The 21,265-nt window shown below is 55.7% G+C and carries 19 protein-coding genes and 1 tRNA gene; 7 read left to right on the top strand and 13 right to left on the bottom strand.

Annotated elements, in window-relative coordinates; genetic code table 11:
- The first annotated feature begins 2 nt into the window (after positions 1-2).
- Positions 3-1,652, top strand: a complete 1,650-nt coding sequence (gene mqo, locus ACMWL8_RS04835; RefSeq protein WP_028013892.1) for a malate dehydrogenase (quinone) — start codon at positions 3-5, stop codon at positions 1,650-1,652.
- Positions 1,653-1,732: 80 nt separating this feature from the next.
- Here mqo and eco read toward each other — a convergent pair whose 3' ends face one another.
- Positions 1,733-2,236, bottom strand: a complete 504-nt coding sequence (gene eco, locus ACMWL8_RS04830; RefSeq protein ID WP_028013891.1) for a serine protease inhibitor ecotin — start codon at positions 2,234-2,236, stop codon at positions 1,733-1,735.
- 209 nt (positions 2,237-2,445) lie between these two features.
- Between eco and ACMWL8_RS04825 the strand changes: the two genes are divergently transcribed.
- Both ACMWL8_RS04825 and ACMWL8_RS04820 read left to right on the top strand, forming a co-directional pair.
- Positions 2,446-2,706: a DUF2534 family protein gene (locus tag ACMWL8_RS04825; protein WP_008500962.1), complete on the top strand. Its 261-nt coding sequence runs from the start codon at positions 2,446-2,448 to the stop codon at positions 2,704-2,706.
- Between the two features lie 123 nt (positions 2,707-2,829).
- The gene (locus ACMWL8_RS04820) at positions 2,830-4,017 is read left to right on the top strand and encodes an MFS transporter (protein WP_045259717.1); all 1,188 of its coding nucleotides are present in this window, start codon (positions 2,830-2,832) and stop codon (positions 4,015-4,017) included.
- A gap of 37 nt (positions 4,018-4,054) precedes the next feature.
- On the opposite strand, the gene ACMWL8_RS04815 is transcribed toward ACMWL8_RS04820, so the two are convergent.
- The 3 genes from ACMWL8_RS04815 to ACMWL8_RS04805 all read right to left on the bottom strand — a co-directional run bounded on the left by ACMWL8_RS04815 (position 4,055) and on the right by ACMWL8_RS04805 (position 6,211).
- Positions 4,055-4,131: transfer RNA gene (locus ACMWL8_RS04815), tRNA-Pro, on the bottom strand.
- Between the two features lie 72 nt (positions 4,132-4,203).
- Entirely contained in the window at positions 4,204-5,964 is a 1,761-nt protein-coding gene (gene yejM, locus ACMWL8_RS04810) for an LPS biosynthesis-modulating metalloenzyme YejM (RefSeq protein WP_045259718.1), read from the bottom strand.
- Between the two features lie 19 nt (positions 5,965-5,983).
- Complete coding sequence (locus ACMWL8_RS04805; RefSeq protein ID WP_014884596.1) at positions 5,984-6,211, bottom strand: YejL family protein; 228 nt, start codon at positions 6,209-6,211, stop codon at positions 5,984-5,986.
- 134 nt (positions 6,212-6,345) lie between these two features.
- On the opposite strand from ACMWL8_RS04805, the gene yejK reads away from it, so the two are divergent.
- Positions 6,346-7,353, top strand: a complete 1,008-nt coding sequence (gene yejK / locus ACMWL8_RS04800; protein ID WP_008500957.1) for a nucleoid-associated protein YejK — start codon at positions 6,346-6,348, stop codon at positions 7,351-7,353.
- 50 nt (positions 7,354-7,403) lie between these two features.
- On the opposite strand, the gene rplY is transcribed toward yejK, so the two are convergent.
- Complete coding sequence (gene rplY, locus ACMWL8_RS04795) at positions 7,404-7,688, bottom strand: 50S ribosomal protein L25 (protein WP_028013887.1); 285 nt, start codon at positions 7,686-7,688, stop codon at positions 7,404-7,406.
- Positions 7,689-7,813: 125 nt separating this feature from the next.
- Positions 7,814-9,574 carry a DEAD/DEAH box helicase gene (locus ACMWL8_RS04790; RefSeq protein ID WP_045259719.1) on the bottom strand — a complete coding sequence of 587 codons (1,761 nt, stop codon included), beginning with the start codon at positions 9,572-9,574 and terminating at the stop codon, positions 7,814-7,816.
- A gap of 152 nt (positions 9,575-9,726) precedes the next feature.
- On the opposite strand from ACMWL8_RS04790, the gene rsuA reads away from it, so the two are divergent.
- From rsuA to ACMWL8_RS04775, 3 genes are all read left to right on the top strand, one after another.
- On the top strand, positions 9,727-10,434 hold the full coding sequence (gene rsuA, locus ACMWL8_RS04785; protein ID WP_045259720.1) for a 16S rRNA pseudouridine(516) synthase RsuA: 708 nt from the start codon (positions 9,727-9,729) through the stop codon (positions 10,432-10,434).
- A 15-nt stretch (positions 10,435-10,449) separates the two neighbouring features.
- Positions 10,450-11,646 carry a Bcr/CflA family multidrug efflux MFS transporter gene (locus tag ACMWL8_RS04780; RefSeq protein WP_045259721.1) on the top strand — a complete coding sequence of 399 codons (1,197 nt, stop codon included), beginning with the start codon at positions 10,450-10,452 and terminating at the stop codon, positions 11,644-11,646.
- Positions 11,647-11,925: 279 nt separating this feature from the next.
- On the top strand, positions 11,926-12,270 hold the full coding sequence (locus ACMWL8_RS04775) for a YejG family protein (protein WP_028013883.1): 345 nt from the start codon (positions 11,926-11,928) through the stop codon (positions 12,268-12,270).
- Between the two features lie 3 nt (positions 12,271-12,273).
- Here the strand turns inward: ACMWL8_RS04775 and yejF are convergent, their stop codons facing one another.
- From yejF to ACMWL8_RS04740, 7 genes are all read right to left on the bottom strand, one after another.
- On the bottom strand, positions 12,274-13,863 hold the full coding sequence (gene yejF, locus ACMWL8_RS04770; protein WP_045259722.1) for a microcin C ABC transporter ATP-binding protein YejF: 1,590 nt from the start codon (positions 13,861-13,863) through the stop codon (positions 12,274-12,276).
- A 1-nt stretch (position 13,864) separates the two neighbouring features.
- Positions 13,865-14,890 carry an ABC transporter permease gene (locus ACMWL8_RS04765; protein WP_028013881.1) on the bottom strand — a complete coding sequence of 342 codons (1,026 nt, stop codon included), beginning with the start codon at positions 14,888-14,890 and terminating at the stop codon, positions 13,865-13,867.
- Complete coding sequence (locus tag ACMWL8_RS04760) at positions 14,890-15,984, bottom strand: microcin C ABC transporter permease YejB (protein WP_028013880.1); 1,095 nt, start codon at positions 15,982-15,984, stop codon at positions 14,890-14,892. The genes ACMWL8_RS04765 and ACMWL8_RS04760 overlap by 1 nt, the downstream gene beginning before the upstream one ends.
- A 9-nt stretch (positions 15,985-15,993) precedes the next feature.
- The gene (locus ACMWL8_RS04755; RefSeq protein ID WP_045259723.1) at positions 15,994-17,799 is read right to left on the bottom strand and encodes an extracellular solute-binding protein; all 1,806 of its coding nucleotides are present in this window, start codon (positions 17,797-17,799) and stop codon (positions 15,994-15,996) included.
- A 74-nt stretch (positions 17,800-17,873) separates the two neighbouring features.
- On the bottom strand, positions 17,874-19,430 hold the full coding sequence (locus tag ACMWL8_RS04750) for a cyclic di-GMP phosphodiesterase (RefSeq protein WP_028013878.1): 1,557 nt from the start codon (positions 19,428-19,430) through the stop codon (positions 17,874-17,876).
- 127 nt (positions 19,431-19,557) lie between these two features.
- Positions 19,558-20,127 (bottom strand): bifunctional murein DD-endopeptidase/murein LD-carboxypeptidase, encoded by a 570-nt coding sequence (gene mepS / locus ACMWL8_RS04745; protein ID WP_028013877.1) that lies wholly within the window; start codon positions 20,125-20,127, stop codon positions 19,558-19,560.
- Positions 20,128-20,542: 415 nt separating this feature from the next.
- Positions 20,543-21,256: a phosphatase PAP2 family protein gene (locus ACMWL8_RS04740; protein WP_028013876.1), complete on the bottom strand. Its 714-nt coding sequence runs from the start codon at positions 21,254-21,256 to the stop codon at positions 20,543-20,545.
- Positions 21,257-21,265 lie beyond the last annotated feature (9 nt).

Genomic DNA, 21,265 nt, shown 5'->3' with positions numbered 1-21,265 from the left:
TTATGAAAAAAATGACTGCCATGCTCTTTTCTCTGGCCGTCGGGCTCAACGCCGTCTCAATGGCAGCGAAAGCAGACGCACCAAAAGAGCAGGAAACGGACGTCCTTTTAATTGGTGGCGGCATCATGAGCGCCACGCTGGGAACCTATCTGCAAGAACTGCAGCCGGACTGGTCCATGACCATGGTCGAGCGCCTCGATGGCGTGGCGCAGGAGAGTTCGAACGGCTGGAATAACGCTGGTACGGGCCATTCGGCACTCATGGAACTGAACTATACGCCGCAGAAAAAGGACGGTTCCATTAGTATCGAGAAGGCGGTAGAGATTAACGAAGCGTTCCAGATCTCGCGTCAGTTCTGGTCCCACCAGGTCAACAGCGGCGTGATGCACGACCCGCACTCCTTCATCAATACCGTGCCGCACATGAGCTTTGTGTGGGGCGAGCAAAACGTGAATTTCCTGCGCGCGCGCTACGCTGCGCTGCAGCAGAGCACCCTGTTCCGCGGGATGAAATACTCCGAAGACCACGCGCAGATTAAAGAGTGGGCGCCGCTGGTCATGGAAGGCCGTGACCCGAACCAGAAAGTGGCGGCAACCCGTACCGAAATTGGCACCGACGTGAACTACGGCGAAATTACCCGTCAGCTGGTGGCATCCCTGAAGAAGAAAGATAACTTCAATTTGCAGCTCAGCACCGAAGTGCGCGGCTTTAAGCGCAATGCGGACAACAGCTGGAGCGTGACGGTTGCCGATCTGAAAAACAATGAAGCCGAGCACGTCATTAAGGCGAAATTTGTCTTCATCGGTGCGGGCGGCGCGGCGCTGAAGCTGCTGCAGGAGTCCGGTATTCCTGAAGCTGACGACTACGCGGGCTTCCCGGTCGGCGGCCAGTTCCTGGTGTCCGAGAACCCGGAAGTGGTGAACCGTCACCTGGCAAAAGTGTACGGTCAGGCTTCCGTCGGTGCGCCACCGATGTCCGTTCCGCATATCGATACCCGTATGCTTGACGGTAAACGCGTGGTGCTGTTCGGACCGTTCGCGACCTTCTCAACCAAGTTCCTGAAAAACGGCTCCCTCTGGGATCTGCTGAGCGCGACCACCACCTCTAACGTCAAACCGATGATGGACGTGGGCCTGGATAATTTCGACCTGGTGAAATACCTGATTAGCCAGGTGATGCTTTCTGATGAAGAACGCTTCGAGGCGCTGAAAGAGTACTATCCGCAGGCGAAGAAAGAAGATTGGCGTCTGTGGCAGGCGGGTCAGCGCGTGCAGATCATCAAGCGCGATCCGAAAGAGGGTGGCGTACTTCGTCTGGGGACCGAAGTGGTGAGCGATAAGGATGGCACGATTGCCGCGCTGCTGGGTGCGTCACCAGGTGCATCTACCGCTGCGCCAATCATGCTGCACCTGATGGAAAAAGTGTTTAAAGACAAAGTTGCCAGCCCGGAATGGCAGGCGAAGCTGAAAACCATTATTCCATCCTACGGCACGAAGCTGAACGGTAACGTGGATGCGACGGAACAAGAGCTGGAGTACACCAGCCGCGTGCTGCAGCTGCAGTACGTGAAGCCGCAGGCTGCGGATGCTGCGCCGAAGGCGGAGCTGAAGCCTCAGCCGGAAAACAAGCCGGTTGCGGATATCGCGCTGTAAGGTAAAAGCAAAACGGTAACATCTGTTACCGTTTTTAGTTTAGCAGGTCGGGTAAAGCGAAGCCGCTACCCGACTTGTTTTTAACGTACTACCGCTTGTCCGACCGTCTCTTCTGCCTTCCACACGCGATATTTTACTTCCACGTTTTCAGGCGTATATACCACGATCGGCAACTTGCTGTTGTAACGCAGCAGGCTGTTGTCGCCCAGATAGGCCGTCACAAATTTCTTCTCTTTTTTGCCGTCCGGGCAGGCCATCATGGTAGAGACCGGAGAGGTCACTTTATCAAAGACGTAATAGTCATAACCCCAGCCTTCCAGGGTTTTGCTTTCCAGCTGGCCGCCCAGACGATGCTGATTGCAGTCCACTTCCAGCGTCTTGCCAATTAACAATTCGACTTTGTAATTCGCTTCGTCCTGCTGAACCGGCAGTTGAATCACCTGACGCTTCATGCCTTTTTCCGCTTGCGGATAGGGTGCCACTTTTTCCAGCGGCTGCGCTTTTTGGGCGTCGCTGGCGAAAGCGCTGGTGCTGACGCACGCGGCGGCGAGAAGCGCGATGGCAAATTTAGGTGCGTTTTTCATTGTCATTCCTTTATGTCAAAACGGTCCTGAACAGACTAACATAACGAGTGTGAATGATTGGTGTGATTTACTTACATTTTCATTATATGCAGCGTAATAAACTTAACATTAACCGTTTTGGCAGGTGTTTGTACTGGTGTGGAGTGTGGCGGGCGTTCGTGTTATTTTAGTCCATCGATAATGTTATTCATCTGTGAAAGGGAAGAGAGATGGTTCGTGCAAAACTGAAAACACCTGAAGGCCGCAAGTTCCTCCTGGCGCTACTCGTCGTGTTTATGATTGCTGCCGCGTGCGTCGGGCGGGCCACCATTGTTGGCGTCATTGAACAGTACAACATTCCTCTCTCCGCCTGGACTACCAGCATGTATGTGCTGCAGTCGGCGATGATCTTCGTTTACAGCCTTGTCTTCACCGTTCTGCTTGCCATCCCGCTGGGCATTTTCTTCCTGGGCGGACGTGAAAAACATTGAGCATTCACCTGCTATAAGAAGCCAGCCTGCGGGCTGGCTTTTTTATATGTGATGATATTTATTCGCATTTCCAGGGTATTCTGTGTCGAACAAGGTTGTTCGACATAAATCAGGAGATGTACAATGTTATCCCGGTTTGCAACGCTCAGCCGGATCCCGAAAGGCGTCTGGGTTGTGGGTGGGGTCAGTATGCTGATGGATATCTCCTCGGAGATCATTCACAGCCTGCTGCCGCTGTTTATGGTCACGACGCTGGGAGCCAGCGTGATTTTCATTGGCTTGATTGAAGGCCTGGCTGAAGCCACCGCGCTGTTTATCAAAGTTTTTTCCGGTGCCATCAGTGACTACCTGGGTAAACGTAAAGGACTGGCGGTGCTGGGCTACGGTCTTGGCGCGCTGAGTAAGCCGCTGTTCGCTATCGCCTCTTCGTCGGGCATGATTCTGGGGGCACGCTTAATCGACCGGGTAGGGAAGGGGATCCGGGGCGCGCCGCGCGATGCGCTGGTCGCTGACGTTACGCCGCCGGAACTTCGCGGCGCGGCCTTTGGGCTGCGTCAGTCGATGGATACCGTCGGCGCATTTCTCGGGCCGCTGCTGGCCGTAGGCTTGATGCTGCTGTGGAACGATGATTTCCGCACGATTTTCTGGATTGCGGTGATCCCCGGCGTCCTCGCCGTGGCGCTGCTTTTCTTCGGCCTGCATGAGCCGAAAACGCCCGTCGAACATAAACGCACGAACCCCATCAAAAAAGAGAACCTCAGGCGCCTCGGGAAAGGCTGCTGGTGGGTTATTGGCCTGGGCGCCATCTTCACGCTCGCACGTTTCAGTGAAGCCTTTCTTGTCCTGCGCGCACAGCAGTCGGGGGTGCCGCTGGCGCTGATCCCGCTGGTGATGGTGGCCATGAATTTGCTCTATTTCCTGTCAGCCTATCCGTTTGGCAAGTTATCGGACGGGATGAGCCACACCCGACTACTGCAGTGGGGCCTGGTGATGCTGATTGGGGCAGATATTGTGCTGGCGCTAAGCACCCACTGGGCTGGAATGCTTCTGGGCGTTGCGCTTTGGGGAGTGCATATGGGGATGACGCAGGGGCTGCTGGCGGCAATGATCGCAAAAACGGCACCTGCGGATCTGCGCGGTACCGCCTACGGCATTTTTAGTCTGGTCAGCGGCGTGGGATTGTTAGTCGCCAGCCTGGGCGCCGGGGCCATCTGGGAAACGTTTGGCGCGGAATATACGTTTTATGCCGGAGCCGTGATTTGTCTGGTTACGCTGTTGTACCTGCGCAAAACACCGGACGAGGCAAAATAAAAAACCAGCCGTAAAAGGCTGGTTTTCAATGTGTTTTTGGTCGGCACGAGAGGATTTGAACCTCCGACCCCCGACACCCCATGACGGTGCGCTACCAGGCTGCGCTACGTGCCGACGCATAGAAAGAATACTACTCGATTCCGTTTCGAATGCAAGGGAATCCGTCGCTAACTGGTTTATTATTAATCAGTTAGCGATGAAGCGCTTCTCATCCGTCAGAACCTGTAACAGCAGGCTAAGCTGTGGTTTCTGGTCCTTCAGCCGTTCACCCTGCAGATTATAGGTCTGATAGTTCCCGTTGCTGTTCAGCAACAGCGTCAGCTTCGGCGTGGTCACCACCAGCGTGTTGCCGTCAGCTGCAGTCACCCAGTTATGGCGGCGCGTGGCGCTGAAGAGATCCTGACCCTGCGAATACTCGTTTGCTGGCGTACTGACGTGCAGCAGGCGCTGCATCAGGGTCGTCATGACGTCTTTATGTTCTGTGAGCATATTGATGCGCTGCGCCGGCGTTCCCGGCCAGTGGATCACCAGCGGAACATGCAGGTTTGGACGTGACCAGCTCATGCTCTTCGTCTCGTCGCCTAACGGTACGCCATGCCCCGCGGTCACGATCACGACGGTATTATCAAGCTTGCCTGATTCACGTAGCGCGTCAAGCACGCGGCCAATCTGTGCGTCAACATCGCTTGCCGCGCGGCCGTAGCGGCGCGCAAAGCCTGCCTGGTTGCTGTCGTTAAGCGTTGTGCCGTTAAAGGCCACCCACGAGAACCAGCGGTTGTCTTCCTGCGCGTAGCGCTGCAGCCAGTTTATCCACTGGTTTGCGGTCTGGGCATCAGACTGGCTCTGCGCGGCAGGCAGTGAGAAATCAGAGAGCAGCGCCTGGCGGTACAGTGAACTGTTGAAGCCGTCCGATGAGAACAGCCCTAACTGATAGCCTTGCTGATTAAGCCCGGTGATCAGCGCCGCAGGAATGCGCGCAGACAGCACGCCGTCCATGTATCCGGCAGAAATACCATAGAACAGGCCAAAGATACCTGCATCGGTTGAGTTACCTGAACTCATATGCTGGGTAAACGACACGTTCTGACTCGCGAAATCGGCCAGCGCAGGCATCTGCTTCTCGTAACGAGAATAGTTGATGCCATCGACTGTAATCAGCAGGACGTTTTGCCCGCGACCCATATCGCGATAGCGCAGATCGCTCAGTGGATACTGCACGCTAACCGCTTCCGGATTACCCTGTTCGACCAGACGGCGCTGGTACTCCTGGGCATCAAGCAGGCCGTGTTTCTCAAGGAAACGACGGGCCGTCATCGGATAAGAGAGCGGCAGGTTAGCGCGCTGCATGGTAATAGGGCGATAGAAGTTCGCATCCGCCCAGATATACATGAGATGCGAACTGATAAATGAGACGAAAAAGAGCGCGGCGACGGGCTTCGCGTAATGGCGGCGTCGGGTCAGGCTGCGGAGCTTTTGCCAGCTCCAGGTGGCAAACAGCATCTCGATCAACAGGATCACCGGAACGCTGATGAACATCAGCTGCCAGTCGCGGGCCGTTTCGTTCTGGTCGGGGTTGATCACCAGTTCCCAGACGATAGGGTTGAGATGCAGGTGGAACCGGGTGAACACTTCACTGTCGATAAGCAGCAGCGTCATCCCCACCGTCGCAAGGATTGCGGACAAGAACCGCATCAAACGCTGCGACATGACGATAAACGTCAGAGGAAACAGGATCAGCAGATAGGTGGCGAATACCAAAAAGCTAAAGTGACCAACAACGCTTATCCAGGAGTAGATACGCCCGGTTAGCGTTGTGGGCCAGTCTGCGACAAACAGATAACGACAGCCAATTACCGTCGCTAGCAGAATGTTGAACAGGGCAAACCAGTGTCCCCAGCTGACCATCTGGGAGACTTTTTCACGGTAGCGCTGACGATTCGTCACCATAAACTGTTGTTCGTTTCCCTTAATGGGCCTGGTCGTTGCTGACGGATGACTGTAACGCCTGGGCGAAAGATTTGGCGATCGCCTGACGCTGAGCCGGAGCAACGCTGGTGTTGATAAGGTTGGTGACCATATTTCCCAAAACCATCAGGGAGAGATCGGTCGGCGTTTTATGTTTTTCCAGTACGTTGACCAGCTCACTGAGCAGTTGTTCAACGTGTTCATCACTGTAGCGGGAATGTTGTGGCATAAATCAAAATCAGTTTGTTGATGAAAGGGCAACATATTACCGTAGCAACAGCTTTTTTTCCCCTTTTTTATCTGTTGTTGCACACATGTCCTGGTGGTGGTTGAATACCGCCCGGTCTAAAAGGAGAGTTTATCATGAGTCTGGAAATCAACCAGATTGCCTTGCACCAGCTTATCAAGCGTGATGAGCAAACCCTTGAAGTGGTGCTACGCGATTCGTTACTGGAACCCACGGCAACCGTTGTGGAAATGATGGCAGAGCTGCATCGCGTCTACAGCGCTAAAAATAAAGCCTATGGTCTGTTCAGCGAAGAGAGTGAGCTGGCCGATAGCCTGCGCCTGCAGCGTCAGGGCGAAGAGGATTTCCTGGCGTTTAGCCGCGCGGCAACCGGGCGTCTGCGCGACGAGCTGGCGAAATATCCGTTCGCCGACGGCGGTATTGTCCTGTTCTGCCACTATCGTTACCTGGCGGTCGAGTACCTGCTGGTTACCGTGCTGAATAACTTAAGCAGCATGCGCGTGAACGAGCAGCTGGACATCAGCTCAACGCACTATCTGGATATCAACCATGCGGATATTGTGGCGCGTATTGATTTGACCGAGTGGGAAACTAACCCGGAGTCGACCCGCTACCTCACCTTCCTGAAGGGGCGGGTGGGCCGCAAAGTGGCGGATTTCTTTATGGACTTCCTCGGTGCCAGCGAAGGCCTGAACGCCAAAGCGCAGAACAAAGGGCTGCTGCAGGCCGTTGATGACTTCACGGCGGAAGCGCAACTCGATAAATCTGAACGCCAGACCGTGCGTCAGCAGGTTTACAGCTACTGCAACGAGCAGCTGCAGGCGGGGGAAGAGATTGAACTGGAGTCCCTGTCAAAAGAGTTGGCGGGCGTCAGCGAAGTGAGCTTCCAGGAATTCACCGCGGAGAAGGGCTATGAGCTTGAGGAGAGCTTCCCGGCGGATCGCAGCACGCTGCGTCAGTTAACCAAATTTGCCGGCAGCGGCGGTGGGTTAACCATCAACTTTGACGCTATGCTGTTGGGGGAACGCATTTTCTGGGATCCAGCCACCGATACCCTGACCATCAAAGGCACGCCGCCGAACCTGCGCGATCAGCTTCAGCGCCGCACCTCTGGCGGTAAATAGCAGCCATAAAAAAACCCCGCCGAAGCGGGGTTTTCTCGACAGGTTTGCGATTACGCGCGAACGAAGTCGATGTGAGTCAGTTTTGGCTTGAACGCGTGACGCTGAACAGCCTGAACCTTCACTTTTTCTTCTTTACCGCCAACAACGATGGTCAGAACTTCGCTGTAGAACTCAGCTTTGGTCTGCATGTTCCACACTTTGTCGTGATCCAGTTCGATAGCAACTGGAGCAGCTTCGCCACCGTAAACGATAGCCGGGAACTTGTTAGCGTTACGCAGGCGGCGGCTCGCACCCTTACCCTGCACGTTACGTACTTCTGCTTCGATAGTGAACATTGATTTCTCTCTGTATTTAAAACCCTACTACAGGCGACCCAGCAGCAGGTGAGTGTTCTGCCCCACGGATGTGAAGCGGGCGGCATTTTATACTCAAATGCCCTGCACATCAATGAAAAGTCCCGTTAACCGCGCAATTCATTTGCCCGACGGAAGCGACCTTCATAGTCAAAGACCTTCTCGCGAACCTGCCAGAACTGGCCTTTCTTACGGGCGACCACGAAGTCGGGGTGGCGCAGCACCGCCTGCTGATGCACGATATCCGCCACGGTTATCCAGCGCAGCGGCACGCCAGGCGTGCGGGTATGTGGCCGGATAAACAGCTGCTCAAATGCCGTGCGCTGGGCAGGCGTCTGAACCCTGAACCGTTCGCTGACGTCAGCGCCATCCTCGTCGTAATAGGTGATTTTCAGCCACTCGCCTTTTTCATCCGCGCCGGGCTGCAGCGCCATGCCGGAGCAGCGCAGCACCAGCGCATCTTTCAGCTTCAGCGCCGCTTTCAGCATGTCGTCCGGGTCCACCAGCACCGTGTCGCACTCGCGGCAACGGCGGGCGGCGATGTCATTTTCGGCGTTGCACTGCGGGCAGTTTTTGAAGCGGAAGCGGAAATCGCACTGCTCGCGATGCCCCTCATCATCCTCAAACCAGCCCTGACAGCGGCGGCCAAAGTGTTCAATCAGCGTGCCGTCGGCGGTGGTTTTTCCCCAGAAGGTGTTGGCAAAGCCGCAGGCCGGGCAAAACACCTGTACCGGCACGTTGTCGCTTTTGCCTTTTGGCGCGCCCACTTCCGGGGAGTACAGATCGTGCGGGTTGCCGGCGTAATCCAGTATCAGGCAGTCGGTTTTGCCCGGCGCCAGGCGCAGGCCACGGCCGACAATCTGCTGATACAGGCTGACGGATTCGGTCGGGCGCAGAATCGCAATCAGGTCGACGTGCGGGGCGTCAAACCCGGTGGTTAATACGGAGACATTCACCAGGTAGCGGAACTGCTGGGCTTTGAAAGCCTCAATCAGCCTGTCGCGCTCCGGGCCGGGCGTTTCGCCTGTGATCAGCGCTGCGTCGTCAGCGGGTAGCAGTCCCGTGATTTCGCGCGCGTGTTCGACGGTGGCAGCAAAAATCATCACCCCTTTACGCGTTTGCGCGAACTCTTCAATCTGGCTGATGATATGCGGCGTGATCCGCTTCTGTTTTTTCAGCTCATGGTTAAGATCCGCCTCGCTGAATAGCCCGTTGCTCTGCGCCTGTAAGCGGCTGAAATCGTACTGCACGACCGGCATATCCAGCCGCTCGGGCGGCGTCAGGTAGCCGTGCTTAATCATGTAGCGCAGCGGAAGTTCATAGATACAGTCGCTGAACAGCGCTTTCTCGTCGCCGCGCACCATGCCGTGATAATGAAAGCGGTAGATCCAGCCTTTGCCCAGACGAAACGGGGTTGCCGTCAGGCCGAGCAGGCGTAAGTGAGGGTTCACCTCTTTAAGGTGAGTGAGGATTTGCTGATATTGGCTGTCGTCGTCATCGCTGATGCGGTGACATTCGTCGACAATCAGCAGCGAAAACTCGCTGCGGAACAGATCCAGGTTACGGGCCACCGACTGTACGCTGCCGAAAACCACTTTGCCGTGGCTCTCTTTGCGCTTCAGCCCGGCGGCGAAAATGTCGGCTTCCAGCCCCAGCGCACAATATTTGGCATGGTTTTGCGCCACCAGCTCTTTGACGTGGGCCAATACCAGCACGCGACCACGCGCCAGGCGCGCCAGTTCGGCAATGACCAGGCTCTTGCCTGCACCGGTCGGGAGGACAATGGCCGCCGGTTCCCGGTGTTTACGGAACCAGGCGAGCGTCGCGTCAACGGCTTCCTGCTGATAGGGACGAAGTGTAAAAGTCATGGGGTCTCGGTTTCGTTAATCCGCATATAGTATGCCACGAAACTTTTTCCCTTGAGTGGCGCAACCAGACCATTATACTGAACCGTTCCTGACTGCTTCTTTTTTCGGACGCACGGTCCGACATCCAGCACCATTAAGGCTAAAAAGATTTCATGCGACTTGATAAGTTTATCGCTCAGCAACTCGGCGTAAGCCGCGCTATTGCCGGGCGCGAAATTCGCGCCAACCGCGTTACCGTGGATGGCGACATTGTGCGAGACAGCGCGTTCAAACTGCAGCCTGACCATCAGGTTGAGTACGACGGCAATCCGCTGACCCAGCAGCACGGTCCCCGCTATTTCATGCTCAATAAGCCGGAAGGCTATGTCTGCTCAACGGACGATCCGGATCACCCGACGGTCCTCTATTTCCTCGACGAGCCGGTGGCGCACAAGCTGCACGCCGCGGGCCGCCTCGACATCGACACCACCGGTCTGGTGCTGATGACCGACGACGGACAGTGGTCGCATCGCATCACTTCCCCGCGCCACCACTGTGAGAAAACCTATCTGGTCACGCTGGAGTCACCGGTTGCGGATGACACGGCAGAGCAATTCGCGAAAGGCGTTCAGCTGCATAATGAAAAGGATCTGACCAAACCCGCCGTGCTTGAGGCCATCACCCCGACGGAGGTCCGTTTGACCATCAGTGAAGGACGCTACCATCAGGTGAAACGCATGTTTGCCGCCGTGGGTAACCACGTTGTGGGCCTGCATCGTGAACGCATCGGTGCGATTGTGCTCGATCCCGACCTGGCGCCCGGTGAATATCGTCCGCTGACGGAAGAAGAGATTGCCAGCGTCGGTCTGCCTTCGCACTAATTTCAGGAGAACCCTGTGACCACCAGGCCACACTCGTCGTTCAAAATTGTCTTCATTCTTGGCCTGCTGGCGATGCTGATGCCACTGTCTATCGACATGTATCTGCCTGCGCTGCCGGTGATTTCCGCCCAGTTTGGCGTACCGGCAGGCAGCGCGCAGATGACGCTCAGCACCTATATTCTCGGTTTCGCGCTCGGACAGCTGCTGTATGGCCCAATGGCCGACAGCCTGGGGCGTAAGCCGGTTATTCTTGGCGGGACGCTGGTCTTTGCGGCCGCAGCGGTCGCCTGTGCGCTGGCGCAGAGTATCGATCAGCTGATTATCATGCGCTTCCTGCACGGGCTGGCCGCCGCTGCCGCGAGCGTGGTGATCAACGCCCTGATGCGTGATATCTACCCGAAAGAAGAGTTCTCCCGCATGATGTCGTTCGTCATGCTGGTGACGACGATTGCGCCGCTGGTGGCACCGATGGCCGGTGGTGCGGTGCTGGTGTGGTTTAGCTGGCACGCGATTTTCTGGATCCTGGCGCTGGCCGCGCTGCTGGCCTCGGCGATGATTTTCTTCTTTATTGATGAAACGCTGCCCGTCGATCGCCGACAGAAATTTCATATTCGAACCACGATAGGCAACTTTGCCTCGCTGTTTCGCCACAAGCGGGTGCTGAGCTACATGCTGGCGAGCGGGTTCAGCTTCGCCGGAATGTTCTCCTTCCTGAGCGCCGGGCCGTTTGTCTATATCGAACTGAACCACGTTTCGCCGCAGCACTTTGGCTATTATTTTGCGCTCAATATCGTCTTCCTGTTTGTCCTGACCATCATTAACAGCCGCTTTGTCCGGCGGGTGGGCGCGCTGAACATGTTCCGCGCCGGGCTGTGGATCCAGTTTGTGATGGCGGTCTGGCTGGTGGTGAGCGCGTTTCTGGACGTGGGCTTCTGGGCGCTGGTGATCGGCGTGGCGGCCTTTGTCGGCTGCGTGTCGATGATCTCATCCAATGCGATGGCGGTGATCCTCGACGAATTCCCGCACATGGCGGGAACCGCATCGTCACTGGCGGGAACCTTCCGCTTCGGGATTGGTGCCATCGTCGGGGCGTTACTCTCTATGGCGACCTTTACTACGGCCTGGCCTATGCTGTGGGCGATGGCTTTTTGCGCAACCAGCTCTGTGCTTTTCTGTCTTTACGCCAGCCGGCCGCGAAAAGCGGCGCACTAACGCGCAGATAAGGCCCGAAAGGGCCTTTTTTGTTGACGCATATCAACCAAACTCGCGTTCGTTTATTCCGTGTTTGTTTATTTTATGTAAAATCTATTTATGTAAAAAGTCACATCATTGTATTCAAAAAGGTTGAGTTAGATCGCAGAAACGGGTACATATAGCGCCGACGCGAGCCTCAATACCGATAAAAAAGCGCTGAATAGTGCAGGTTGGCGATGATGTGTTACTATAAATGTAAATAAATTGTGAAGTAAATTTTGCTTCCGGGGAACGAACGTGAATACATTACAACTCTCCATTGTCCATCGCTTGCCCCAGAGCTATCGCTGGTCGGCGGGTTTTGCAGGTTCGAAAGTTGAACCGATTCCGCAAAGCGTCGCGGGCTGTGAGAATTGCCTGGTGGCGCTCAAGCTGCTGAGCCCGAGCGACGAAAATGCGTGGCGGGTGATGGAGCGTCTCAGCCAGGCCCTGACGGATATCGAAGTGGACAGCTCCGTACTGGAGTGCGAAGGGGAGCCGTGCCTGTTTGTCAAAAGCCAGGACGAATTCGCCGCGACCTGCCGCCTGAAAAATTTTGGCGTTGCGATTGCTGAACCTTTCTCCGGCCAGTATCCGTTTTAAGCGCTAGTCTGCCGCGAGCAGCTGGCGCGTGTAGCTCTGCGTTGGCGCAGTAAATACGCGCTGGCAATCACCCTGTTCGACCACCTCACCCTGTCGTAGCACAATCACCTGATGGCATAGCGCCCGCACCACCTGTAGATCATGGCTGATGAAGATATAGGCCAGCCGGTGCTTTTCCTGTAGCCCTTTGAGCAGCGCCAGGATCTGCGCCTGTACGGTTCTGTCCAGAGACGAGGTCGGTTCATCCAGAATAATCAGCTCCGGTTTTAGGATCAGCGCGCGGGCGATGGCGATACGCTGGCGCTGTCCGCCGGAAAATTCCGCAGGGTAGCGGTGGCGAGTGCCGGGATCTAAGCCCACTTCCGCCATCACCCGCATGACCTCCTGTTCCCGCTGTTGCGCACTCAGGCCAGGCTGGTGAACGCGCAGGCCCTCTTCGATAATCTGCAACACGCTAAGGCGCGGGTTAAGCGAGGAGTTGGGATCCTGAAATACCACCTGCATGCGGGGCCGCACGGGCAGCATCTGGCGGCGATTCCAGCGGTGCAGCGGCATATCGTCAAACAGGATCTCGCCCTGAGAGGCAATTAAGCGCAGCAGCGCCAGACCGGTAGTGCTTTTCCCCGAACCGGATTCGCCCACCAGCCCCAGGGATTCACCCGGTCGCAGCGAGAAGCGGATATTTTTCAGCACCGGGTTCTGGTCAACGATGCGCCGCAGAACGCCTTTGCGGATCGGGAACGAGACGGATAAATCATCGACGCGCAGCAGCGGTGTGCTGTCTGCCGTGAGAGGTACCGGGTCGCCGGAAGGTTCGCTGTCGAGCAGGCGCTGCGTATAGGGATGCTGCGGCGCGTTCAGCAGCGTGGACGCGGTATTCTGTTCAACGCAGCGCCCGTTTTGCATGACCGCGACGCTGTCGGCCAGCTTTTTCACGATGCTCAGGTTGTGCGTGATAAACAGCAGGCTCATGTCCAGCTCGTCACGTAGCTCCCTCAAGAGCGTCAGAATTTGCGCCTGCACCGTGACGTCCAGCGCCGTCGTCGGCTCGTCGGCAATCAACAGTTCGGGGCGCGTGAGCAGGGCCATGGCAATCATTACCCGCTGGCGTTCGCCGCCGGAGAGCTGATGCGGAAAATCATTCAGCCGTTTGGCCGCGTTGCGTATGCCTGTACGTTCCAGACAATCCAGAATTTCGCCCCGCGCGGCCTCTTTGCGCATCCCCCGATGAAGTGACAGCACTTCATAGAGCTGTTTTTCCAGCGTATGCAGTGGGTTGAGCGACACCATCGGCTCCTGGAAGATCATGGCAATCTTATTGCCGCGAATACCGCGCAGGGTATGTTCATCAGCGTGCAGCAGCGAACTGCCGTGGAACAGAATATCCCCTTGCGGATAGCTCACGGGCGGGGAGGGCAGCAGACGCAGGATGGAGAGCGCCGAGACGCTCTTGCCCGAACCGGATTCACCCACCAGCGCCAGCGTTTCACCGCGCTGGATCTGCAGCGACAGGTCGGTGACCACGGTACGGGTCTCGCCCTGCTTCGAGAAGGCAATCGACAGGCAATCAATACTGAGAAGAGGCTGCGTCATCTTATACCGCCTTGTTGGGATCGAAGGCATCGCGCACGGCTTCGCCAATAAAAATCAGCAGCGAAAGCAGCACGGCCACGGAAAGAAAGGCAGTGATGCCCAGCCACGGCGCCTGCAGGTTGTTCTTGCCCTGCAGCAGCAGTTCGCCGAGCGACGGCGACCCCAGCGGCAGGCCGAAGCCCAGAAAGTCCAGCGAGGTGAGGGTGGTGATGGAGCTGCACAGAATAAAGGGCAGGAAGGTGAGGGTCGCCACCACCGCATTGGGAAGCATATGGCGGAAGATGATTGCGCGATCGCTCACGCCTAACGCCTGCGCGGCGCGAATATAGTCGAAATTACGGGTGCGCAGAAACTCTGCCCGTACCACGCCCACCAGAGCCATCCAGCCAAACAGAACGGTGATGCCCAGCAGCCACCAGAAGCCCGGCTGTACCACGCTGGAAAGCAGAATGATCAGAAACAGCGTTGGCATACCGGACCAGACTTCGATGATACGCTGCCCCCACAGGTCAATTTTTCCGCCGTAGTAGCCCTGAACGGCGCCGGCCACTACGCCCATTACGCTGGAGAAGACGGTCAGCATTAATCCAAAGAGAATAGAAATCCGCGTACCGTAGAGGATGCGCGCCAGCACGTCGCCGCCGTTGGCGTCTGTTCCCAGCCAGTTTTGCGCAGAGGGCGGAGAAGGGAAGGGAGTTGTGGTCGCGAAGTTAATGCTGTTGGCGCCAAAGCGCACCGGAGCCCAGAGGGCCCAGCCGTGCTGTTCGATCTGCTGACGCAGCCACGGATCCTGGTACTCCGCCGGGGTGGCAAACGGGCCGCCGAAGTCGCTTTCACTGTAGTTAGCCAGTACCGGCACGTACCAGCGGTCGTTAAAGTGCACCAGCAACGGTTTGTCGTTGGCGATCAGCTCCGAACACATGCTCAGGACAAACAGGACAGCAAAAATCCACAGCGACCAGTAGCCGCGACGGTTATGGCGAAAACGGGCCCAGCGGGCCTGGTTAACGGGGCTTAAACGCGGCATCAGCGGCCCTCAAAATCAATTCGGGGATCGACCAGCGTATAGCTGATATCGCTGATGATATTCAGCAGCAGGCCAATCAGGGTGAAAATATAGAGCGTGCCAAACATTACCGGATAATCGCGCGATACGGTGGCTTCGTAGCCCAGCAGGCCGAGACCGTTGAGCGAGAACATCACCTCAATCAGCAGCGAGCCGGTAAAAAACATGCTGATGAACGTGGCTGGAAATCCGGCAATCACCAGCAGCATGGCGTTGCGGAAAACGTGTTTCCACATAATCTGCTTCTCGCTGACCCCTTTGGCGCGGGCGGTTACGACATACTGCTTGCGGATTTCATCGAGAAAGGCGTTTTTGGTCAACATGGTCAGGGCGGCAAACCCGCCGATCACCGTCGCCAGCACCGGCAGCGTGATATGCCAGAGATAGTCGGTGATTTTCTGGTACCACGGCAGCGTGCTGAAATCGGCGGAGACCAGCCCCCGCAGCGGGAAGATGTCGAAATAGCTGCCTCCGGCAAAGAAGACGATCAGCAGAACGGCAAACAGAAACGCCGGAATAGCATAGCCGATGATGATGAAGGTGCTGCTCCAGATATCGAAGCGGCTGCCGTTATGCACCGCTTTTCGGATCCCGAGCGGTATAGAGACCAGATAGATAATCAGCGTGCCCCACAGCCCCAGCGTGACCGAAACCGGCAGGCTTTGCTTGATCAACGTTAATACGGACGCACTGCGGAACAGGCTATCGCCAAAATCAAAGCGGATATAATCCCAGAGCATCTTGAAATAGCGCTCGTGTATCGGCTTATCAAAGCCGTAGCGATGGGTGATCTCGGCGATCACTTCAGGATCCAGCCCGCGCCCGCCGCGGTAGTGGCTTTCACTGATATTCCCCACGCCGGTTCGCGCATGGCTGGCGCCCATGCCTTCTCCACCGCCGCCGGGCATGCCGCCGCTGTTGCCAAACTCAATGGCGGCAATGGCCTGGTCGACCGGCCCGCCCGGGGCAATTTGCACGATAAAAAAGTTAATGGTGATAATGGCCCACAGCGTGGGAATGACCAGCAGAAGTCGGCGTATTAAATAGGCACCCATGATAATTCCTTATCGCCGCTCGGCGGGCAGTCTGGCGGCTTTATTCACGTTATACCACCAGGTGTCAAAGCCCAGAGAATAGACAGGGCGCACGGCAGGCACGGAGAACTTGTCCCAGCGCGCTAGGCGGTCTTCGCCCATATACCACATGGGCAGCATGTAGTAGTTCCAGGTTAACACCCTGTCGAGGGCGCGACCAAGCGGCAAGAGCTTATCTTTATCGCCCTGCGCCGCCACAATTTTCGCAATCAGGGCATCAATCGCCGGGCTTTTTACGCCTGGCGCATTGTACGAGGAGTCGATGTAGCTGGAGGCCCAGGAGATTTGCAGATCCGAGCTGGGCCACGGCTGTGCGGGCCACAGGCGTTGCATCATGTCGTAATCGCGGCTGCGCATGCGGTTGGTGATCTGCGCGTTATCGACCTGGCGAATGTTCATGGTGATCCCCAGCCGCGCAAGGTTGTGCTTAAACGGCAGCACCCACTGATCGTTGCCGCCGGAGGAGAGCAGCAGTTCAAAGCTTAAAGGCTTGCCGGTTTTCGCATTGACGCGTTTCTGGTTCTTCAGCTGCCAGCCTGCCTCATCCAGCAGCTTGCTGGCCTTCAGCAGGTTGTCGCGGTCGTAGCCGTCACCCTTTGAAGCGGGCGGCTGAAACACCGTGGTAAACACCTCCGGCGGCACTTCCGCTTTCAGCGGCGCCAGCAGGAGCAGTTCGTCGGCTTTAGGGTAGTCGCGCGCGGCATATTCGGTGTTCTGGAAATAGCTGTTCGCGCGGCTGTACGCCCCGTAAAACAGGGCTTTGTTCATCCATTCAAAATCGAAGGCCAGGGTAATGGCTTCCCGAACGCGGCGGTCGGTAAATACCGGGCGCTGAATATTAAACGCCAGCCAGCGCGTGTCCTGGGCGGATTCGTTTTTGTGCTCGTCTTTGACGATGTAGCCTTTCGTGAAGTTTTTGCCGATATAGCGGGTCGCCCAGTTTTTGGCGCTGTTCTCCACGCGTAAATCGAAGGCACCGGCCTTGAACGCTTCAAACGCCACGTTATCGTCGAGGTAGTAGTCATAGCGAAGGGTGTCGAAATTCCAGCGCCCGCGGTTTACCGGCAGGTTGGCCGCCCAGTAATCTTTCACGCGGGAATAGACCACGTACTGCCCCATGCGCCAGTCGGTAATGCGGTAAGGGCCACCGGCCAGCGGCGGCGTGGAGAGCGGGTCGCTTAACTTATGGTTTTTCCAGAACGATTCAGGCATAACCGGCAGCGAGAACAGGCTAAGCATATTCTCTTTGTTCGGTTCGCTCAGCTCAATGCGTACGGTGAGGGGCGCAATGGCGCGCACCGTTGCGCCTTTATACACAATGCGGAACTGAGGAACGCCTTCGGTCATAAATTTATGAAACGTAAAAGCGACGTCGCTGGCCTTGACCGGCGTGCCGTCGTGAAAGCGGGCCCGGGGGTTTAGGGTAATTTCGGCCCAGGCGAAGTTATCGGCATAGCGCACGTTATCGGCAATCAGCGGGTAATAGCTGCCGGGTTCATCATCCGACGTGACAAAAAGCGTGTCATAGAGCGATTCCGTTCGCGCCGCGGCCACGCCGCGCAGGGCGAAGCGGTTAAAGTTGTCGAACGTTCCCGTAGCCGAGAGCGTGACCTTTCCACCCTTAGGGGCGGCAGGATTGACGTAATCGAAGTGCGTAAAATTGACCGCGTATTTTGGCTCGCCAATCACGGCGAACGCGATGTTCTCTTTGATGGTTTGCGCCTGGCTGGACAGGCTCACGACTGCCAACCAAAGCAACATAAAGCGCATAAACATCTCGCGGCGGCTCCCTCTTTTACAGACCGGCTCAGTTAAGCTGAATAATAAGTGACGCCACGGGCAATGTGAAATTATTCCCCGTCAGGCGACACCGTATTTTGCCACGTGCGGAACTGCTCCAGCGGCATCGGGCGGCTAATCCAGTAACCCTGCAGGTAATTAACCCCATGCTCGCGCAGCCAGGCCGCCTGTTCCGGTGTTTCTACCCCTTCCGCAACGGTCGACATATTCAGTCGTCTTGCCAGCGTCAGTACGGCATCCAGCACCGGGGAGGTCACGGTTTCTGTGCCAATGGCGTTGACAAAACCACGGTCGATTTTCAGATAGTCCATGGTGAAATGTTCAAGATAAATCAGCGCGCTGTGGCCGGTGCCGAAATCGTCGATGGCAATTTCAAACCCTTCGTTATGAAGCCATTCGAAGAGGCTGTTAGCTTCCCGATGGTTCAGCATGTCGCGCTCGGTAATTTCCAGTACGATCTGGAAGTAATCAGGCGGCAGCAGGGCTTTGAAGGTGCGCATATCGTCTTTGAAGCTTTCCGCATGCAGATGCCCCGGCGCGATATTAATGCCCACTTTGGCACCCGGCGGCAGCACGGTCTGTAGCACTGGCGCATCGTGAATAATCAGGTCAAAAAGATGCAGCGTGAGCGGAACAATCAGCTTCTGCGCTTCGGCAAAATTGATAAAGGCGTCCGGCGGGATCTCACCCATGGTCGGGTGCTTCCAGCGCATCAGCACTTCAAGCCCGGTCATCCTGAGCGATTTGGCGTCGACAACGGGCTGATAAACGACATAAAACTGGCCGCGCTTGATGGCGCTCAGAATCTCTTTGCCCGGATTGAGACGCGTCGTGAGGATGTAGAAGTTAAGCGACCCTGCCGCAATCCCGCACACCAGCCCGAAGAACAGGGCGTAAAGTATCTCATCGGTCGTCCACTCCTCGGCGTACAGGTTGATGGTCAGAGGAACGTCTTTGAGCGTCGCGGTGCGCGCCGGCGTTTCATGTAAATCCTTTGCTTTGACGAGGGTGCTTGAGGTAGTAGATAACGCATTGTCGCCGATGACGATCGCGATGCCCGCAAACTCGTCCTGGCGCGCGGTGTAAAGCAGGTACGGCGTCAGGTTGAGATTCACCGAGGTGAATACGCCGCCGTCCTTCACAAGCGGATTACGATACCAGATGGCAATCGCGGGCTTATTGGGCAGCATGGGCGTGCCGGGGAGCAGTGCGATATCAACCTGCTTGTTGATGTGCAGCTCGGGTATCAGCTCCTCCATCGGGGCATTCATTGGCCCTGTGGCTGACGAGCAGAACGCCATTTTGTCTCTGACCAGCAGGAAGGCGCGTACGTTGAGGCTGAAGGCCGCGCGCGAGGTCAGCTCCGCGTTAACGTCCTGGCAATTATTGAGCGTCAGCGGCTGGAGCACGTCGATGGAGGCTTTCAGCTCGTCAAAATAGCTCTCCATGTAGATGCGCACATCCATAATCAACGTATCGAATCGGATTTCCCGCTTGTGGTAGCTCCAGAAAAATTGCAATGAACCCAGGAGCAGGGCGGCGATCAGGCCGGTAATGATACTGAGGAACAGTATCTTTCGATGACTGGAGAAGTAGCGGGTGAGCATAAACGTCGTGGTTCCTGAATTGCCGCTGATTGTATTCATTGTAACGGGCAAAAAAAAACACCGCCGAAGCAGTGCTTTTTTTTATTGTATCGCCAGCCAAGGGATAACCAACGATACAATTATCATATTAACTGCGGGTCAATACGCGGCGCGCTTCGTTGTAGCGCTTCTTCCAGTACGGTTCATTCATGCTGGAAATGGTCACACCGCTGCTGGTGGAGGCATGAACAAACTGATCATTACCAATGTAGATGCCCACATGTCGACCGGTAGAACCTGCACGGAACAGCACTAAATCGCCGGTGCGCAGTTTGGTACGTGAAATCGACTTGCCCATCTCCTGCTGTTCGTAGGTCGAACGCGGAAGATCTAACCCAAATTGCTCGCGGAAGGTACGCTGTACAAAGCCGGAACAATCAATGCCTTTTTTAGTGCTGCCGCCAAGACGGTAACGCACGCCTTTCCAGTCAGCATACTGGTCCATAATGCGGGACTTCACGTCCAGATTACGTACCATATTTTCAAATTCATCCTGAGAGGCTTGCAGTGAAGAGGAATCTTCCATTCCCACAACACGCGTCTCAGGATGCATATTCTTTGCGGTGTTCGATGTACTACATGCAGATAACAGAACCGCGACTGCTATCGCCGGGATCCCCCGTAAGATATATCTCAGAAACGGTTGAGATTTGACCATTTTGTTTATTTTCCCTTGAAGTCCTTAACGACAAATATCGTTATAAAAATGCCAAACGTGACGAGACTAATTATCTGTTCACATTGAGACAATTGTTTCTGGTGACATTTGTGGTGCAGCGCACAAAATTATTCACCATCGAAATAATTATCTCCATGGGGCAAAACGAGTTCGAGATTAACCGATTGCCAGGGCTATTGCGAGTAAAAAGAGCCTTTTTTTTATAAGAAATTGTGATACAGAAAGTAAAAATTTGTCATTGCACAAAATAGCGGCAGATCCGCCGCGTAATCGTGCAATTGCTTCATTTTTATCACGAATGCGATGACAAGAATATGACAGCGCAGAAAGATCGCGGGAAGGGCATTATCAGGGATCGTGATGATCCCCGATAGTTTGCGTTAAAAAACGGTAATTATTTGTTCAATTTTTGTTGCTTTCTACGCGGAAGATAGCGATCGAAAAGGGTAATTAGGCGATCGCTCAAAGGCGTCATCAGAACCCACGGCAGACCAATCAGCACCGCGGAAAGGGAACCCACGACAATATCCGTCAGCCAGTGCGCGCCAATCATCACGCGTGGGAAGGCAAATATCACCACAATAAGCAGGGCGATTGCGAACGCCTTCTTACCGAAATAGCGCAGCATGAATCCAGAAAAAATAAGCAGCATCATGCCGTGATCGCCCGGGAAACTGTCCTTCGAGGCATCTTTTGTTGGAATATGCAGCAGTTCACTCACGCGATAAATATTCGGGAAAGAGAGCGAAGGACTTGCACGTTTTACCGGCATCAGATGTTGCGCCAGCTGATTAATGATCACCGCAGCCAGAAGCATCACCAGTCCGATAATCAGGATGCGGCGACGCCCCGTGTCATCCTCTTTGAGCCAGAAAGAGAGCATCAGGCAGCCCATGGCCAGCAGGGAAAAGCCGTCAAAGGCGCGGTTATTGGTAATTGCCACCAGCCACAGAAAGGCGTCACTCTTCACCAGCCCCTGGTTGAAGAAATGAAACAGGGATGAATCAAGCGGGAACCAGAAACCGTGATTCACCGGGATATACCAGGAGAAAAAGAGCGCCAGACCGGCGACATTAAGCAGTAGTATCTGGGGAATTCGAGTCGTCATAACGTTCTG

Source organism: Enterobacter sp. 04-C-12-SI-ECC, assembly GCF_047530715.1.
In the GTDB taxonomy this organism is placed as follows: Bacteria; Pseudomonadota; Gammaproteobacteria; order Enterobacterales; family Enterobacteriaceae; genus Enterobacter; species Enterobacter bugandensis.
The sequence above is the reverse complement of the archived record's forward strand: the minus strand, read 5'-3'. Positions and strand labels throughout refer to the sequence as shown.

Coding starts and splice junctions, on each gene's coding strand:
- mqo (WP_028013892.1), top strand. CDS start 3: ATGAAAAAAATGACTGCCATGCTCTTTTCTCTGGCCGTCGGGCTCAAC.
- eco (WP_028013891.1), bottom strand. CDS start 2,236: ATGAAAAACGCACCTAAATTTGCCATCGCGCTTCTCGCCGCCGCGTGC.
- ACMWL8_RS04825 (WP_008500962.1), top strand. CDS start 2,446: ATGGTTCGTGCAAAACTGAAAACACCTGAAGGCCGCAAGTTCCTCCTG.
- ACMWL8_RS04820 (WP_045259717.1), top strand. CDS start 2,830: ATGTTATCCCGGTTTGCAACGCTCAGCCGGATCCCGAAAGGCGTCTGG.
- yejM (WP_045259718.1), bottom strand. CDS start 5,964: ATGGTGACGAATCGTCAGCGCTACCGTGAAAAAGTCTCCCAGATGGTC.
- ACMWL8_RS04805 (WP_014884596.1), bottom strand. CDS start 6,211: ATGCCACAACATTCCCGCTACAGTGATGAACACGTTGAACAACTGCTC.
- yejK (WP_008500957.1), top strand. CDS start 6,346: ATGAGTCTGGAAATCAACCAGATTGCCTTGCACCAGCTTATCAAGCGT.
- rplY (WP_028013887.1), bottom strand. CDS start 7,688: ATGTTCACTATCGAAGCAGAAGTACGTAACGTGCAGGGTAAGGGTGCG.
- ACMWL8_RS04790 (WP_045259719.1), bottom strand. CDS start 9,574: ATGACTTTTACACTTCGTCCCTATCAGCAGGAAGCCGTTGACGCGACG.
- rsuA (WP_045259720.1), top strand. CDS start 9,727: ATGCGACTTGATAAGTTTATCGCTCAGCAACTCGGCGTAAGCCGCGCT.
- yejF (WP_045259722.1), bottom strand. CDS start 13,863: ATGACGCAGCCTCTTCTCAGTATTGATTGCCTGTCGATTGCCTTCTCG.
- ACMWL8_RS04765 (WP_028013881.1), bottom strand. CDS start 14,890: ATGCCGCGTTTAAGCCCCGTTAACCAGGCCCGCTGGGCCCGTTTTCGC.
- ACMWL8_RS04760 (WP_028013880.1), bottom strand. CDS start 15,984: ATGGGTGCCTATTTAATACGCCGACTTCTGCTGGTCATTCCCACGCTG.
- ACMWL8_RS04755 (WP_045259723.1), bottom strand. CDS start 17,799: ATGTTTATGCGCTTTATGTTGCTTTGGTTGGCAGTCGTGAGCCTGTCC.
- ACMWL8_RS04750 (WP_028013878.1), bottom strand. CDS start 19,430: ATGCTCACCCGCTACTTCTCCAGTCATCGAAAGATACTGTTCCTCAGT.
- mepS (WP_028013877.1), bottom strand. CDS start 20,127: ATGGTCAAATCTCAACCGTTTCTGAGATATATCTTACGGGGGATCCCG.
- ACMWL8_RS04740 (WP_028013876.1), bottom strand. CDS start 21,256: ATGACGACTCGAATTCCCCAGATACTACTGCTTAATGTCGCCGGTCTG.